18 protein-coding genes are annotated in these 15,652 nt (G+C 53.6%); 16 read left to right on the plus strand and 2 right to left on the minus strand.

Annotated features, from left to right (window positions below):
- The 4 genes from rplI (at position 1) to IEW65_RS10265 (ending at position 2,810) form a co-directional block, all read left to right on the plus strand.
- Positions 1 to 447, plus strand: a complete 447-nt coding sequence (gene rplI, locus IEW65_RS10250) for a 50S ribosomal protein L9 (RefSeq protein WP_188639367.1) — start codon at positions 1 to 3, stop codon at positions 445 to 447.
- A gap of 156 nt (positions 448 to 603) precedes the next feature.
- A complete protein-coding gene (gene dnaB, locus IEW65_RS10255) occupies positions 604 to 1,992 on the plus strand; it encodes a replicative DNA helicase (RefSeq protein WP_188639368.1) in 1,389 nt (462 codons plus the stop codon).
- Between the two features lie 82 nt (positions 1,993 to 2,074).
- On the plus strand, positions 2,075 to 2,368 hold the full coding sequence (locus tag IEW65_RS10260; protein ID WP_044628494.1) for a hypothetical protein: 294 nt from the start codon (positions 2,075 to 2,077) through the stop codon (positions 2,366 to 2,368).
- Positions 2,369 to 2,507: 139 nt separating this feature from the next.
- Positions 2,508 to 2,810, plus strand: coding sequence for a DUF6482 family protein (locus tag IEW65_RS10265; protein WP_188639369.1), 303 nt, complete (start codon positions 2,508 to 2,510; stop codon positions 2,808 to 2,810).
- Here the strand turns inward: IEW65_RS10265 and IEW65_RS10270 are convergent, their stop codons facing one another.
- Both IEW65_RS10270 and IEW65_RS10275 read right to left on the minus strand, forming a co-directional pair.
- Entirely contained in the window at positions 2,811 to 3,215 is a 405-nt protein-coding gene (locus IEW65_RS10270; protein WP_188639370.1) for a thiol-disulfide oxidoreductase DCC family protein, read from the minus strand. It lies immediately after the preceding gene.
- A complete protein-coding gene (locus tag IEW65_RS10275) occupies positions 3,212 to 4,795 on the minus strand; it encodes a cryptochrome/photolyase family protein (RefSeq protein WP_188639371.1) in 1,584 nt (527 codons plus the stop codon). The genes IEW65_RS10270 and IEW65_RS10275 overlap by 4 nt, the downstream gene beginning before the upstream one ends.
- Positions 4,796 to 4,907: 112 nt before the next feature.
- Here IEW65_RS10275 and hemH point away from each other — a divergent pair, with 112 nt between their 5' ends.
- From hemH to IEW65_RS10335, 12 genes are all read left to right on the plus strand, one after another.
- On the plus strand, positions 4,908 to 5,987 hold the full coding sequence (gene hemH, locus IEW65_RS10280; RefSeq protein ID WP_188639372.1) for a ferrochelatase: 1,080 nt from the start codon (positions 4,908 to 4,910) through the stop codon (positions 5,985 to 5,987).
- 201 nt (positions 5,988 to 6,188) lie between these two features.
- Positions 6,189 to 8,537: a putative monovalent cation/H+ antiporter subunit A gene (locus IEW65_RS10285; RefSeq protein ID WP_188639373.1), complete on the plus strand. Its 2,349-nt coding sequence runs from the start codon at positions 6,189 to 6,191 to the stop codon at positions 8,535 to 8,537.
- The gene (locus IEW65_RS10290) at positions 8,530 to 8,961 is read left to right on the plus strand and encodes a Na+/H+ antiporter subunit B (RefSeq protein WP_188639374.1); all 432 of its coding nucleotides are present in this window, start codon (positions 8,530 to 8,532) and stop codon (positions 8,959 to 8,961) included. Before IEW65_RS10285 ends, IEW65_RS10290 begins: the two co-directional genes overlap by 8 nt.
- Positions 8,962 to 8,994: 33 nt before the next feature.
- Positions 8,995 to 9,342 carry a Na+/H+ antiporter subunit C gene (locus IEW65_RS10295; protein ID WP_188639375.1) on the plus strand — a complete coding sequence of 116 codons (348 nt, stop codon included), beginning with the start codon at positions 8,995 to 8,997 and terminating at the stop codon, positions 9,340 to 9,342.
- Positions 9,339 to 10,940, plus strand: a complete 1,602-nt coding sequence (locus IEW65_RS10300; RefSeq protein WP_188639376.1) for a Na+/H+ antiporter subunit D — start codon at positions 9,339 to 9,341, stop codon at positions 10,938 to 10,940. The genes IEW65_RS10295 and IEW65_RS10300 overlap by 4 nt, the downstream gene beginning before the upstream one ends.
- Positions 10,937 to 11,410, plus strand: coding sequence for a Na+/H+ antiporter subunit E (locus IEW65_RS10305; RefSeq protein ID WP_188639377.1), 474 nt, complete (start codon positions 10,937 to 10,939; stop codon positions 11,408 to 11,410). Before IEW65_RS10300 ends, IEW65_RS10305 begins: the two co-directional genes overlap by 4 nt.
- Positions 11,410 to 11,679, plus strand: a complete 270-nt coding sequence (locus tag IEW65_RS10310; RefSeq protein WP_188639378.1) for an MrpF/PhaF family protein — start codon at positions 11,410 to 11,412, stop codon at positions 11,677 to 11,679. Before IEW65_RS10305 ends, IEW65_RS10310 begins: the two co-directional genes overlap by 1 nt.
- Positions 11,672 to 12,076, plus strand: coding sequence for a monovalent cation/H(+) antiporter subunit G (gene mnhG / locus IEW65_RS10315; protein ID WP_188639379.1), 405 nt, complete (start codon positions 11,672 to 11,674; stop codon positions 12,074 to 12,076). The genes IEW65_RS10310 and mnhG overlap by 8 nt, the downstream gene beginning before the upstream one ends.
- Positions 12,077 to 12,270: 194 nt before the next feature.
- On the plus strand, positions 12,271 to 12,447 hold the full coding sequence (locus IEW65_RS10320) for a DUF2256 domain-containing protein (protein ID WP_188639380.1): 177 nt from the start codon (positions 12,271 to 12,273) through the stop codon (positions 12,445 to 12,447).
- Positions 12,431 to 13,852, plus strand: a complete 1,422-nt coding sequence (locus IEW65_RS10325; RefSeq protein WP_188639381.1) for a DASH family cryptochrome — start codon at positions 12,431 to 12,433, stop codon at positions 13,850 to 13,852. The genes IEW65_RS10320 and IEW65_RS10325 overlap by 17 nt, the downstream gene beginning before the upstream one ends.
- Positions 13,853 to 13,854: 2 nt before the next feature.
- Positions 13,855 to 14,301: a DUF3429 domain-containing protein gene (locus IEW65_RS10330; RefSeq protein WP_188639382.1), complete on the plus strand. Its 447-nt coding sequence runs from the start codon at positions 13,855 to 13,857 to the stop codon at positions 14,299 to 14,301.
- A gap of 83 nt (positions 14,302 to 14,384) precedes the next feature.
- Positions 14,385 to 15,644 carry a lytic murein transglycosylase gene (locus IEW65_RS10335; RefSeq protein WP_188639469.1) on the plus strand — a complete coding sequence of 420 codons (1,260 nt, stop codon included), beginning with the start codon at positions 14,385 to 14,387 and terminating at the stop codon, positions 15,642 to 15,644.
- Positions 15,645 to 15,652: the final 8 nt, after the last annotated feature.

The following is a 15,652-nucleotide window of genomic DNA, read 5'->3' on the forward strand; positions in this document are numbered from 1 at the left end:
ATGGAAGTCATTCTGCTCGACAACATTGGTAAGCTGGGCGGCCTGGGTGACAAGGTCACTGTTAAGCCTGGTTATGGTCGTAACTACTTGGTGCCTTACGGTTTAGCCGTACCGGCCACCAAAGAAAACGTTGAAGCGTTTGAAGCACAGCGTGCTGAGCTTGAAGCTCAAGCCGCTGAGCGTAAAGCAGAAGCCCAAGCACGCGCTGAGCAGCTTAACGACATCGAACTGTCGTTGGTTTCTAAAGCGGGCGACGAAGGCAAGCTGTTTGGTTCTATCGGTCCGCGTGACCTGGCTGACGCGATCTCCTCTGCTGGCATCGAAGTGGCCAAGAGCGAAGTTCGTATGCCGAATGGACCGATTCGTCAAACTGGCGAATACGACATCGACCTCCACCTGCATGCAGAAGTGGACGCCGTTGTACGCGTGGTTGTTGTCGCAGAGTAATTTCTCTCGCCAACGCTAACGCCTCAAAGGGCGCGGGATTTCCCGCGCCCTTTGTCTTTTTTAAGCGACCACTGATGTGCTATGTCAGTGGTACGAAGGAAGCTGCCCGGCTAAGATAAGCGCCGTTGGCAATGCGTTATTTTTAAGGAGCTCGCTATGCAGGACCAGCCTTCTGCTGATCAGGAAACGGCGGCGCTTAAGCTGCCGCCGCACTCGTTAGAGGCGGAGCAGTCGGTGTTAGGCGGGCTTATGTTAGACAATCAAGCGTGGGATAACGTCTCTGAGCGCTTGGTGGCTGACGATTTTTATCGCTATGAGCACCGGTTGGTGTTCAACGTGATGATTCATTTAGCGGAGTCGGGTAAGCCGTTAGATGTGGTCACGCTCTCCGAAGCGCTTGAGGCGCGGGATCAGCTAGATACCGTAGGTGGGTTGGGTTTTCTGGCAGAGCTGGCCCGTAATACGCCCTCGGCAAGCAACATTCGCGCCTATGCTGACATTGTGCGTGAGCGTGCAACGCTGCGTAAGCTTATCCGAGCGGCGAATCAAATTGCCGATGGGGCGTTTTCTCCTCAGGGGCGTCCAGCTGATGAGCTTTTAAACGAAGCCGAGCGGCTGGTTTTTCAAATTGCTGAAGAGCGACCAAAAACCGGTGGCCCGATCGGTATGAGTGAGCTACTCACCAAGGCCGTTGATCGCATCGATGAGCTGTTCAATCTCAAAGGCGAAATGACCGGGCTTTCCACCGGTTTTCGCGACCTGGATGAGATGACTTCAGGCCTGCAGCCTTCCGATTTGGTGATTATTGCCGGTCGACCCTCCATGGGTAAGACCACCTTTGCCATGAACCTGGTAGAGCATGCGGTGATTGCCAGCGATAAGCCCGTCATGGTGTTCTCCATGGAGATGCCAGCTGAGTCTTTGATGCTGCGTATGCTCTCTTCACTGGGTCGTATTGACCAGACCCGAGTGCGTTCAGGACAGCTTGAAGATGAAGATTGGCCGCGCCTTACCTCAGCGGTGAACCTGCTTAAAGATAAGCAGCTATTTATTGATGATACCGCCGCGCTCTCGCCTAACGAGATGCGCTCACGCCTGCGCCGTGTCGTGCGAGAGCACGGTAATATGGCGCTGGTCATGATCGATTACCTGCAGTTGATGCAGATCCCCGGCTTCTCTGAAAACCGCACGGGAGAGATCTCTGAAATCTCCCGTTCACTGAAAGGGTTAGCTAAAGAGTTTCAGTGCCCGGTAGTGGCGCTTTCGCAGCTTAACCGCTCGCTAGAGCAGCGCCCCAACAAGCGACCCGTGATGTCGGATTTGAGGGAATCGGGAGCGATTGAGCAGGATGCGGACGTCATTGCCTTCGTTTACCGGGATGAGGTGTATAACCCGGATAACCCAGATAACCAGGGCATCGCTGAGTTGATTATCGGCAAGCAGCGTAACGGGCCGATTGGCACCGTTCATATGGCGTTCATCGGTAAATACACGCGTTTTGAAGACTTGGCGCCCGATAGCTATGGCGAAGCGTTTGGTGATTAACTTGAGCGTTATGGGGGAGGACGTATAATGCGCACCCCATTGAGCAGTTAGCCTCGAGCAGATAGATAGACAGGAGTAGCAAATGGCAGGTGGTTTTAGGCGCGGTAACCGCAAACGTCTTCCCAAGCTGGAAGGCCGTGGTGAACTCCAGTCGCTAGAGCGTGAGGGGCCTTTTAAAGAGTGGTTGGGCATGCCCGATCTTTACCGCTATTTTTTAGTAGTGGAAGGGGAAAAGTACAGCTACCAAACAGAAGATGCAGAGCTTCCTGTTGCTGTCGGCGACAAAGTGGTCTTTCGGTACAAAGAGACCAAGGGCGGTAACTGGATTGATCGTAACTCGCTGGGTAAAGCGATTGACCCCTCGGAATATCAGTAAATCGACCATAAGTTGACGAATTGGTCAGGAACTCTTTTCTGTTATTGCCCTCTTAGGCAGTTAGTGCCAAGGTAATATTATTGTCATGGGGCCGCGTCATGCTGTGCTCCATGGCGATGACCAATAACAGGAGGGAACCATGGAACTGAAAGAGCTAAAACAGTTCGTCGCAAGCCACGACAACTTTGAGATTCGGGTAATTACCCATTCAGGCAGCCGCTTCTACCAAGTAGAGTTGGAAGATGTAGAAGGTGAGCGCCATATGCTAATGCAGCGTAACAAGCCGATGCTGTTTCGCTCATTGGATGACGTGTATCTGGAGCTAAAGCGTGCGGGTATTCATCGCGCATACCTCGTTCAGCACGTGCCGCAGGATGAAGTCATTGGCCGCGACGCCCATTACAGTGCGCCGCTGACCTCGCGTATGCCGCTGGTATTTTAATTAGCGAACGGATTTACCCTGACGTTTTTCCCACCACTGCCCCAGCCGGATACGGCGTCGGGCGAAAAAACGGTAGCCTGCATCCATGATGCTTCGCAGGCCCGGTAAGCAAGAAAGTCTTACTAGCCGCCGGTAGCCCAACACCGCATAGAGGGCCCGGCTGGCGTCCATGCCTACATACCAATGCCCCTGTCGATCCTGCAAGTGCAGCTGCCCCATCATGGTATCAAAGCTGCGGCCGATGGCGTCTGCGTTAAACTCACTGCTTTGAATATCCACCAGCTTCACGCGTTCGCGGTGGCGATGTTTAGCCAGCCAAGCCACTTCCACTCGGCAAAAAGGGCAGTGACCATCGTGGTAGAGCGTCACTGGCGCTTGCGCTTCTAACGTAGCAAAGCGGCTCATGAGGGAGTCTCCTGGGTGGAATAGCCTTGAGTATGCGCTGGCTGACCGTAACTAGTGCTTGTGGATAGCTGGTCGAGGAAGTGTTCTGCCTGCTGGCGAATGGCCTCGCGCTTTTCCTCTTTCATACGGGCCAGTGAGCCGTAGATAAGCTTCATGCGCGGGTTGCGGTTGAGCTGTTCGGCATTGGTTTCCAGAAAGTGCCAGTAAAGGCTGTTAAACGGGCAAGCCTTGGGGCCGGTCATTTCTTTGGGGGAGTAGCGGCAGTGCTGGCAGTGGTCGGACATCTTGTCGATGTATTTGCCAGAGGCGCAGTAGGGCTTTGAGCCCATCAGCCCACCATCAGCGTGTAACACCATGCCCAATGTATTTGGCAACTCTACCCACTCGCAGGCATCAGCATAGACCGCCAAATACCAGTCACACAGCGCTTCAGGCTTTACGCCGCATAGCAGCGCAAAGTTGCCGGTCACCATGAGCCGCTGGATGTGGTGGGCGTAGCTGTTATCAATGGTCATCTGGATAGCGCGCTGGAGGCAGCGCATGTCGGTTTTCGCATCCCAATAAAAGGCGGGGAGGTCTCGGGTAAAGTTAAGTCGATTCTCTTGTTTGTATGTGGGCATCTGTGTCCAGTAGAGCCCGCGTACGTATTCGCGCCAGCCCAAGATTTGGCGAATAAAGCCTTCCACCGCATTAATGGGCGCTTTGCCGGCATGGTAGTGGGCTTCAGCCGCTTCGCAGACTTCAAACGGTGAGAGCAGGCCAATATTCATCGCCGCAGAGAGCCGTGAGTGGTAGAGAAAAGGCTCGCGGTCGCTGATGGCATCTTGGTAGCGACCAAAATCAGCTAGCCCGTGTTCTATAAAATGGTTCAAGTCCACCAGGGCTTGGCGGCGAGTGACGGGGAGGTTAAACGTCTCTATCGACCCCATATGGCCCTCAAAGTAGTGCGCCGCATCCTTAAGGGCTTGCTGAGTAAGGTGATCCTGACCGTGTTGAGGCAGGGCGGGGAAGCTTAAAGAGGCATTGATAGGCTCGCGGTTGTCGTGGTCGTAATTCCATTGCCCGCCGATGGGCGCGTCGCCTTCCATAAGAAGCCCAGTACGTTTGCGCTGCTCCCGGTAGAAGTATTCCAGACGCAGCTGCTTGCGGCCCTCTGCCCAGTGTGCGAAATCATCAGGGGTGGTGAAGAAACGATCATCCTCAAGCAGCTGCCAAGGAAGGGCAGCCTGCTGGCGCTGTTGCATGCTGTTCCACAGCCGCCACTCACCTGGGCGCGTGACGCGAATTTCATCACAGCCATACTGCTTTGCGAGTCGCTCGGCTTCTTCTATCAATGAGTGGGTATTGTCGGCATCGTCAATACGACTGTAATGCACCGTATAGCCTTTATCGCGCAAGGTATAAGCGAAGTGGCGCATGGCGGCCATAAACAGGCCGATTTTATGCAGATGATGCGGCACGTAGCGCGCTTCTTCTGCCACTTCGCATAGCGCAACCACCGCATTGGGGGGCGCATCGCGAAGCGTAGGTAGTGACAGCGACAGCTGGTCACCCAGGATAAGGAGTAACGGCTTAGACATGAGTTAGCCTGCAGTTATACAAATAATACTGATAGTATAACTTTATGCCGCGGCTGTGCCGAAAAGTGGTAAGATTTTGCCCATTACGTACTGCACCTAAGGAGTTAGCGAGATGGCCGATAGCGTTGTGAAGGATCAACCCGGTGAGGGGCGTTTAACCCATGCGCCTAGCAATCACCCTGCCGTTCCCCGCGCCAAGGTGGGCGTGGTACTTGCCAACCTGGGAACGCCTGATGCCACCGACTACTGGTCCATGCGCCGCTATCTCAGCGAATTTTTATCTGATAAGCGCGTGGTGGATTACGCAGGTTGGAAATGGCAGCCTCTGCTACAGCTGATTATTCTGACCAAGCGTCCCTTTTCGTCTGGTCATGCGTACAAGAGCATCTGGAATAATGAGAAGAATGAAAGCCCGCTGTTAACCACCACGCGCGCCCAAACGGAAAAAATGACCGAGCGCTTAAAAGCGCTGTATGGCGATGATGTAGAGGTTGATTTCTGCATGCGCTACGGCAACCCCTCGACCGATAGCGTGTTGAAACGCATGAAAGAGAAGGGCTGCGAGCGCATCGTGTTCTTTCCGCTCTACCCGCAATACGGTTCGCCCACCACCGCAACGGCGAACGATCAGGCTTTTCGTACACTGATGAAAATGAAGTGGCAGCCCTATATCCGCACCGTGCCCGCCTACTTTGAGCACCCTGCCTACATTCAGGCGTTAGCGAACTCCGTGCAAGAGGCTTACGATGGATTTGAAAGCCGACCGACAAAACTAGTGGCGAGCTATCACGGTGTGCCGGAACGCTATCTGATGGAAGGCGACCCCTACCACTGCCAGTGCCAAAAAACCACGCGATTAATGCGTGAAAAGTTAGGTTTCACTAAAGAAGAAGTGGATACGGCGTTTCAGTCGCAGTTTGGTCCTGAAAAGTGGGTAGGGCCACAAACTGTCGACCACGTTGCTGAGCTTGCAAAGCAGGGGCACAAGCACATCGCCATTCTTTCACCTGCCTTCTCCTCAGACTGTGTAGAAACCCTTGAAGAGATTAAGGAGGAGATTCACGACAGCTTTATGGAAGCGGGTGGAGAAACCTTCAGCTACATCCCCTGTTTGAATGACCGTGATGACCACATCGATGCGCTGCTGGCCGTGGTCAACAACGAGCTCTCTGGCTGGCTTTCCACGCCCTAATACCATGCATTTGTTAAAATAGCTGCCTAGCGTTGCGCGCTAGGCAGCTTTTTATTGAGACCAACTTTCCTAGAAATTTGAGAAAGGCTGGTATAAGGTTTGTGCATTTAAAATCACATTTATTCAACGTTTAAGCGGCTTGTGCATCGGCATAGGCTGCTTATCTGGATGATTAAGCATTCACTAGGGAGAAAACGCCGGATGCAATTTGCCGTGTTAATGGGCTTTGTGTTGGCAGCGTCGTCGCCGCTGCTCAACCGCTGGTTTGGGGAGCGAACAAGCCTGCTGCTTGCGCTGTTTCCGGCGTTAATCGCGGGCTGGCTGCTCAGCCAGGCACCGTTGGTGTTTAGCGAGGGACCTCAATTACTAGAGTGGGAGTGGGTGCCTTCATTAGGTATTAGCCTTACTTTTCTGTTAGACGGTCTTTCCCTGCTGTTCGGGTTGCTGATCACGGTGATCGGTACCTGCGTGCTGATTTACGCAGGCGGTTACTTAAAAGGCCACCACGATATTGCCCGTTTTCATTTGGCGTTAGTCGCCTTTATGGCATCGATGTTGGGGCTAGTGCTGGCTGATGGCCTGCTCACGCTGTTCATCTTTTGGGAGCTGACTAGTATCACCTCCTATCTGCTGATTGGCTTTAACCACACGGATATCGAGGCCCGTAAATCTGCCCGTCAGGGGCTATTTGTGACGGTGGCCGGTGGACTAGCGTTGATGGCCGGTTTAGTACTGTTGGGCGTGGCCAGCGGTAGCTGGTCGCTTTATGAGATTTTGCAATCAGACGACGATCTGCGTCAGCATGCGCTTTATACCCCTTTGCTGATCTGTTTGTTACTGGGTGCTTTTACCAAGTCTGCGCAATTTCCTTTCCACTTTTGGTTGCCTAACGCGATGGCGGCACCGACGCCTGTGTCGGCCTACCTGCACTCCGCCACCATGGTGAAAGCTGGTATATACCTGCTGGCGCGTCTACAGCCGGAACTGGGTGGAACCGGTATGTGGGTAACGGTGCTCTCTGTGGTGGGGGCGACCACCATGCTAACCGGTGCTTTCTTAGCGATTCATCACACCAACATTAAAAAGCTTCTCGCGTATTCGACCATTATGGCGTTGGGTACGCTCACCATGTTGTTGGGTATTGGTTCTGACTATGCGATGACCGCCTTCGTCACCTTTTTGCTCGCCCACTCTATGTATAAAGGGGCGCTATTTATGGTGGCGGGTATTCTCGATCATGAAACCGGCACGAAAGATGTTACCGCCATGGGGGGGCTACGCAGTGTTATGCCCGTGACGGCGGTGATTGCTTTTATCGCGGCGCTTTCGTTGTCTGGGATGCCACCGCTCTTTGGTTTTATCGGCAAAGAGTTAATGCTTGAAGCAGCATTAGGCGCTGAGCGAGTTCAGTTGCTGTTGGTCCTATTTGCTTTCCTAGCAGCGATCTTGACGATTGCTGTGGCAGCGGTCATTGCATTACGACCGTTCTACGGTGCACGACATGAAACACCTAAAACACCTCATGAAGCACCGCTGAGCATGTTGATTGGCCCAGGTTTGTTGGCCTTTGGTTCGTTAGCGCTTGGCTTAGCGCCAGCCATGCTGGGTGCAGATGCAATGCTCACCTCCGCAGCCACTGCTGTGTCAGGAGGCGCGCTGCCTGTATCGCTGTCGCTATGGTACGGCGTGAATGTGGCGCTGATTATGTCGGTGGTAAGTTTGATACTTGGCTTTTTGCTATTTAAACGCTGGGACAGCGTGCGAGGCCAGCTAGCCCGGTTGGCCCCGGTGATGCGATATGGCCCTGAAGCGGGTTATGAAGGTTTGATGAATGGCATTGTGCGCTTCTCTGAGTGGCAAACGCGCTTGCTGCAAAATGGTTATATGCGCAATTACATCCTCGTTATGCTTGTGGTGCTCATCGCGCTGATTGGTAACTCCATTCTACTGCGCCACTCACCTCAGTTGGCCCTTACCTTGGATGTGCGCTTCCATGAGGTCATTGTGGTGGCCACCATGGCCATGGGGGCTCTCTTTGCCACCATTTCCCGCTCGCGCTTAGGTGCCGTGGTGTCGGTAGGTATCATGGGCTTCTCCATTGCATTGATCTTTATTTTATTCAGCGCTCCAGACTTGGGGATTACCCAACTGTTGGTAGAGACCATGACCGTCATTCTGCTGGTTCTAGTGCTCTTCAGGTTGCCGCGTTTTTCAAATCTTTCTACCAACCTTGAGCGCATCCGCGACGGATCTGTAGCAGCCACCATGGGTGTATTGATCTTCCTGCTGATCATGACGGCCTGGAGTATTGACCAATTTGAGACGATCTCCACTTACATGGTGGAAAACAGCGCGCCGCTTGCCCATGGCCGCAATATCGTCAACGTCATTTTGGTGGATTATCGTGCGCTCGATACGCTGGGCGAGATGTTTGTCTTGGCACTTGCCGCCATTGGTGTGATTGCGATGCTAAAGCTGCGTCACGGCGAAACGGAAGGCAAAGCGGTAGATGGCGAAAAAGCCAGCGTGAAGGAGCCCTACGATGGTTAAATCAGGCACGATTATTCTTAATACGGCGGCACGTTTTCTGATGCCGCTGCAACTGATGTTCTCGGTTTTCCTATTGTTGCGTGGTCATGATGAGCCGGGCGGTGGCTTTATTGCCGGGTTGGTAGCCGCCGGTGCATTCACGCTGTATCTGTTTGCCTTTGGTGTCAGCGCGACCAAAGAAGTGCTGCGCATGGTTGACCCTCGGGATCTGATCGGTGCCGGCCTGTTGTTTGGGATGATCTCAGTCGTGCCTGCATGGTTTATGGGGCAGCCTTTTCTGACCGCTCAATGGTGGACGATTCCTGTTATCGACTTCAAAGCATCTACGCCGTTAATTTTTGATATTGGAGTGTACTTGGCAGTGTTGGGCTCGGTGATGGGCATGGTCATGGCGTTAATGGAGGTGGATAAGGATGAGCCGTAAGCTACCTAACCCAATATTAGCAGGAGGACGCCCATGGAACCGTTAATGGCACTGGCGATTGGCCTGTTATATGCCACCGCGATTTTTATGATGCTACGCCGCTCTATCGTCAAATTGGTGATTGGCTTACTGCTGCTATCCAATGGCGCCAACCTGCTGATTTTCACCACTGCAGGTATGACTCGTGGCGCGCCGCCGCTGATCCCTGAAGGGATGATGCAGCCGTTGGGCGATGTGGCTGACCCGCTGCCACAAGCAGTGGTGTTAACCGCCATCGTCATTGCATTTGGCGTGCTGGCGTTTGCAGTGGTATTGATTCGCCGGGCTTACGAAATTGTTAAGGCAGATGATTTGGACAAGATGAAGGATACCGACACGTGAGGCCTGAAGTCGCACTTCCCGTTCTGTTGCCGCTGCTTTCTGGGGCTATTTCGCTGATGTTCTGGCGCTCACGGCCCATGCAGCGATTTGTTGCCGTTGCTGGCAATGTAGCGCTTTTTGTTGTCAGCCTGTGGCTGTTTATTGCCGTGTTGGCGGATGGTTACATCACCATGCAGATGGGCAGTTGGCCGGCTCCCTTCGGCATCACCTTAGTGGCCGATATGCTCAGCGCTGTGATGATTCTATTAACTGGGATTATCGGTCTTGCCATGGGGATTTACTCCCTCGCGACCACCGGTCGTGGGCACGAGAAGTTTGGTTACTATCCGCTTATGCACTTGCTGTTAGCAGGTGTCGCGGGGGCCTTTTTAACCGGTGATATTTTCAACCTCTATGTATGGTTTGAGGTGATGCTGGTGGCCTCGTTTGCGCTGCTGATTTTGGGCGGTGAACGCGCCCAGATGGAAGGGGCGATCAAGTACGTGACGCTCAATCTGCTGGCATCGGTGATTTTTTTAACCGCGATAGGGTTGTTATATGGCACGGTCGGCTCGCTCAACATGGCCGATATCGCATTGCGTATGGATGAAGCCGAGCATAGCGGCATGGTGGAAGTGCTCGCGGTGATGTTCATGGTGGCGTTTGGTATCAAGGCCGCCGCGTTTCCGCTGTTCTTCTGGCTGCCTGCTTCTTACCATACACCGCCGGTAGCGGTGTCTGCGCTGTTTGCAGGGCTATTGACCAAGGTGGGCGTGTACTCCCTGTTCCGGGTGTTTACGCTGATCTTCGATCAGACAATGGGCTATCTTCAAGACATCATGCTGTGGGGTGCTGTCTTCACGATGGTCACCGGGGTGCTGGGTGCCGCCGCTCAATATGAATTTCGCCGCATACTCTCGTTCCACATCGTTAGTCAGATTGGTTACATGATCCTGGGGCTGGCGCTCTACACCCCGCTGGCCATTGCTGGCGGCGTGTTTGCCATCATGCACAACATCATTGTGAAGACGAATCTGTTTTTAATCAGCGGGATTACTCACCGCTTGCAAGGCACTTATCAGCTGAAAAAGATGGGTGGGCTATATCGTGAGCGCCCCTGGCTGGCGGTAGCGTTCTTTATTAGTGCCTTCTCGTTGGCGGGTATTCCGCCGCTGTCGGGGTTCTTCGCCAAGTTTGTGCTGGTGCGCGCAGGTTTAGAGGCGGAAGCGTATGTCGCCACCGGTATTGCGTTGGCGGTTGGCTTGATGACGCTCTACTCCATGGTGAAGATCTGGAATGAAGTGTTCTGGAAAGCACTGCCCGAAGAGAACCAAGTGCCACAAGCGTACACACCGGCAGGGGATGACGGGCGATTATTGAAACCAAGCCTGTGGATGATGTATTTGCCGGTTGTAGTGCTTGCCATGATGTCGTTGTTAATTGGCGTGTTTGCAGAGCCCATCATGCTGGTCATGAACCAAATTGGTGACCAGCTAATGACGCCATCAGGCTACATTGAGGCGGTGCTAGGTGCCTCGGCCAGTGCAGAGTCTGCTCTGCTTGATCCCATCGAGATACAAGCAGAGCGAGTTGATAATGGCCTGGAGGAAACCCCATGACCGGTGCAATTTGGAACCTATTGTTAGGACTAGCATGGGTCCTTCTCAGCGGTGACTTCACAGGCTTGAACCTGCTGGTGGGGATGATTTTTGGCTATATTGCGTTGCTACTGATCGAGCCCCAGGTGGAGTCGCTAAAAGGCTACCCTGCTCGCGTGCCGCGTATTATTGGTTTTCTCGGTTTCTTTATGAAAGAGCTGGTGCAGGCCAACTTGCGCGTCGCCTTTGATATTTTGACACCACCTTGGCATATGCAGCCTGGGGTCATTGCACTGCCGCTCTCTGCGCGCACTGAAATGGAAATCACTATGGTGGCAAATTTGATCTCATTAACACCGGGAACGCTCAGTCTTGATGTTTCAGATGACCGTAAGGTGTTGTATATACACGCGATGTTTCTGGACGACGAAGAAGAGCTGCGCCGTAATTTAAAAGAGATGGAACACCGGGCACTGGAGCTATTTCGTTAATGGATACCGTGATTTTAATCAGTCAGGTCATTATGGGGTTAGCGTTGGTGCTGACGTTTGTTCGCGTAGTGCGCGGCCCCAGCTTACCTGACCGCGTCGTCGCTCTGGAGCTGTTTTCAACGACCGTGGTGGGCTTGGTGGGCGTTTATGCCATTCAGTCAGGTGTCTCCAGCTTTTTGGATGCCGCCATCGTGATTGCGCTGATGGGCTTCTTGGCCGCCATCGGCTTTGCACGCTTTTTGGAACGTGGGGGCCCTCGGGATGATTGAGTTTATTAAAGGAACGCTGATCTTAACGGGAGCCAGTTTTATGCTACTGGCATCCATAGGATTATTGCGACTGCCTGACCTGCTGACGCGCATGCATGCGACCACCAAAGCAGCGGCGCTGGGCGTCATCCTTATTATGTTGGCATCGGCGATGCACTTTGCCGAAGTGGGGGTCGTGGCACGCTCCTTTGCTATTATTGTCTTTATCTTGATTACTGCGCCCATTGCGGCCCATGTGATAGGGAGAGCCGGATACTTTGTGGGGTCGCGGCTTTGGAGCGGCACGGTGAAGGATGAGCTACGCCCCAACTACGATCCGCTTACCCATGAGCTTAAAAGCGGTATGGAGACTCACGAAAACGCTAAGCGTCAGCCTCGCAATACCGATCCCGACTAACATTAGTAAGACACGTTTTGTGCTTAAGCCACCCTGATCGGTGGCTTTTTTTATATCTAAAAGCAGCGCATGGCAAATGCGCGCTACTGCAAAATAGCGGTGTCAATTTATATACAATAATTGTACTGTATAAGATATTATGTCCATGTATTACGGCGTGACGTGGCGTGATTAGCCCGTAGCGAGATGGATAGATGAGACGTAAACAAGATTTACCGCAAAAAGACTGCGTTCAATGCCAGCGCCCATTTACTTGGCGGAAAAAATGGGCGCGCTGCTGGGACGAGGTGCGCTTCTGCAGCGAACGTTGCCGTCGCGAGGCCAGGCAGCACAGCACGCCGAGGAGGCAAGAGCATGAACAGCACGACTAATATTGTCTGGCTGCAGGACAATCTTCGGGTAGCCGACAACCCCTTATTGCATTTCGATCAATCCCCCGACCAGTTGCTTTGCCTCTATGTACTAGACCAGCGTTGGTTGAAGGCAACCGTTCCCGGTGACAGCACGCCCAGATTAGGGCCAGCTCGGCTGCGCTTTTTATGGCAAAGCCTCATGGAGCTTCGTGGCGAGCTATTACAGCGCGGAAGTGATCTATTGGTGCGTATTGGCGACCCCGCTGAGGTGGTCGTCGAGATAGCGACGAAGCTTCGCGCCCAAGAAGTGCGCGTATCGGAGCATTCAGGATGCGAAGAGGCCAATAATATTGCTCGCGTAGCCGCAAACCTGCCCGATAGCTGCCAGCTATACCGTGCTGATAGCGGCTATTTGCTGGATGCTGCGACACTACCTTTTGATAGAGAAGAGCTGCCTGCAAGTTTTTCGGCGTTTCGTCGAAGCGTTGAAAAGCAGTGTGACATACCAAAGCCTCAACCCGCGCCAGTGACTCTGCCGGGTTGGCCAGAAGGGGCTCCGCGTGGGTTTCCACCGCTGAAAGCGGTGTGTGAGACGAGCGCCGCCTGGCAGCCAGATAAGCGCCAAGGATTTGTCTTTGTAGGTGGAGAGTCTGCCGCTAACGACCGGTTGCAACACTATTTATGGCGGCAAAACGGTGCGGAGTCTTACAAGAAAACTCGCAACGGCTTGTTAGGCGCTAACTTCTCAACCCGTTTTTCCCCTTGGTTAGCACGGGGGTGCTTATCGGCGCGCCAAGTGCATAAAGAGGTAAAAGCGTGGGAAGCCGTTAATGGAAGCTGTGAATCTAGCTACTGGATTATTTTCGAGTTGCTGTGGCGCGACTACTTCCATCGGGCAGCTCAGTTGGAAGGCGCGGCGCTGTTTGGCCGTGAACAGCTTCCACCTGTGAATGACGCATTTAACACTTGGCGCAACGCCGAAACGGGCGTGCCGTTTATTGATGCTGCCATGCTGGAGCTTAAACGGACCGGCTGGATATCAAATCGTGCGCGTCAGAACGTAGCCAGTTTTTTGGTAAAAGACTTGCAGGTGGATTGGCGCTTGGGCGCTTGGTGGTTTGAACACTGCTTGATTGATTATGATGTGGCTAGCAACTGGGGTAACTGGCGCTATATTGCGGGGGTCGGTCGTGATCCTAGGCAAGATCGGTATTTTAACGTGCTTAAGCAAGCCGGTCATTATGACCCAAAAGGGCTTTACGTCGCCTATTGGCTGCCTGCTCTGGAGTCTTTGCCCTTTGGTTTGGAGCGTCATCAGCCTTGGCGTGTTGCCCCCTCCCAATTTGAGCCGCCCTGCGTGCTGCCTAACGAATGGCAGCGTTGGTTGATTGCCGCAACAGAGTTTGAAGAAACGGATGAGTAGGAATGATCTCAACTGTCAGTGACCGCCGTTTAGCATGGGGCTTAGGCCTTGCGGGGTTGCTGCCCTTTTTGGGGGGCAGCATTGCCGTGTGGCTGGCGCCTACCGTTTGGCAGGTCAGCGCGATTTACGGTTTCACTTACTACAGCGCTGTCATATTGTCTTTTTTAGGGGGCGTCCATTGGGGGAGTGCGCTTCAAGTGCCTCGTGCGAATAACGCCCGGCGGCTGATCCTAGCGATGGTGCCTAGTCTGATTGCATGGCCTGCATTACTGTTCAGCCCAATAACGGGGTTATGGGTGCTACTAGCAGGCTTCTTACTCATGGGTGGGTACGATGTCAGCCGTGAGGGGCGCGAAGGCTTTCCCTCTTGGTATTTATGGTTGCGTTGTACGCTTACCGTCATGGTCGTTATCTTCCATCTGGCCGTTTTGTGGCGCTTGGCTGCCTAGGGCTGGTATCTCCCTCTTTTCTGAGCCATCATCAGGGTCACGCCAAGGATTGCCGAGAGAAGATTACTATGCCGTTGAACTCCATGTTATTGAAATGTAAAGGTTCATTGAGTACCCGCCGTAGTGCCTTAGTACCGCTTTATATTGTTGCTACTCTAGCTTCCCTTCATGGCACTGTGGCGCATGCTAGCCCACAACTAATGACTGAGGTGGATGCTCGAGCGGCTGAGGAGGTGCGCTATGCTAGTTTCAACCAGTGGGTTAGCGAGTTTCGTCGCTATGCAGCTAACCAGGGAATTAGTGAAGCGACGCTAGCGACCGCTTTTGATGGCCTACGTTATCGTGACCGGGTCATTGAGTTGGATCGTTATCAGCCTGAGTTCGTGCGTGCTATTTGGCAGTACTTGGACAGTGCTGTGTCGAGCACGCGCATCGCTAATGGTCAGGAGAAGTATGCTCAGCACCGTGAGACGGCCCAGCAAATGCAGCAGCGCTACGGCGTGCCAGCAGAAATTATCGTTGCCATCTGGGGTGTTGAAAGTAATTACGGCAGTAACTTTGGTGACTTCTCGACGTTAGAGTCTCTCGCCACGCTTGCTTACGATGGTCGTCGGCGGGATTTCGCTCGTGGCGAGCTGTTGGCTGCGTTACGTATTATCGACCAAGGCGATATTGCCGCCGAACAGATGAAGGGTTCCTGGGCAGGAGCCATGGGGCATACTCAGTTCATTCCCAGCAGCTTTGAAGCCTATGCGGTAGATGGCGATGGCGATGGGCGTCGCGATATTTGGGGTAGTATCCCGGATGTGATGGCCTCTACTGCTAACTATTTGGCACGCGCCGGTTGGCAGGCTGGCCAGCCATGGGGAGCGGAAGTGGTCTTACCGGCTGCTTTTGATTATTCCCAAACCGATCGTAAGAGCAGTGCTGAGTGGGCCGCTCAAGGTGTGCGAGCCGTGCGAGGCGAGCTACCCTCTTTTGATAGCGCTGCGGTGATTGTGCCCGCAGGTGCCAACGGCCCCGCGTTTATTGTTGGCCCCAACTTCCGCGCTATCTTGCGTTACAACAATGCCACCAGCTATGCGTTAGCCGTGGCCACCCTAGCGGATGCCATCGCCGGACGTGAGGGCATTTCGCAATCATGGCCCAGAGATGAGGCACCTTTGACCCGTGATGATGTCAGAACGCTTCAGCAGCGTTTGAATGATGCCGGTTATTCAGTAGGTACCGCTGACGGCATTATGGGGCCTAACACGCAAACAGGCCTGCGTGCTTTCCAGCGCGATCAAGGGCTAGTGCCGGATGGTTTCGCTACCCAGTCGCTGTTAGAGCGGCTTCGCTAGCGCACGCT

Source organism: Vreelandella lutescens, assembly GCF_014640815.1.
Classification (GTDB): domain Bacteria; phylum Pseudomonadota; class Gammaproteobacteria; order Pseudomonadales; family Halomonadaceae; genus Vreelandella; species Vreelandella lutescens.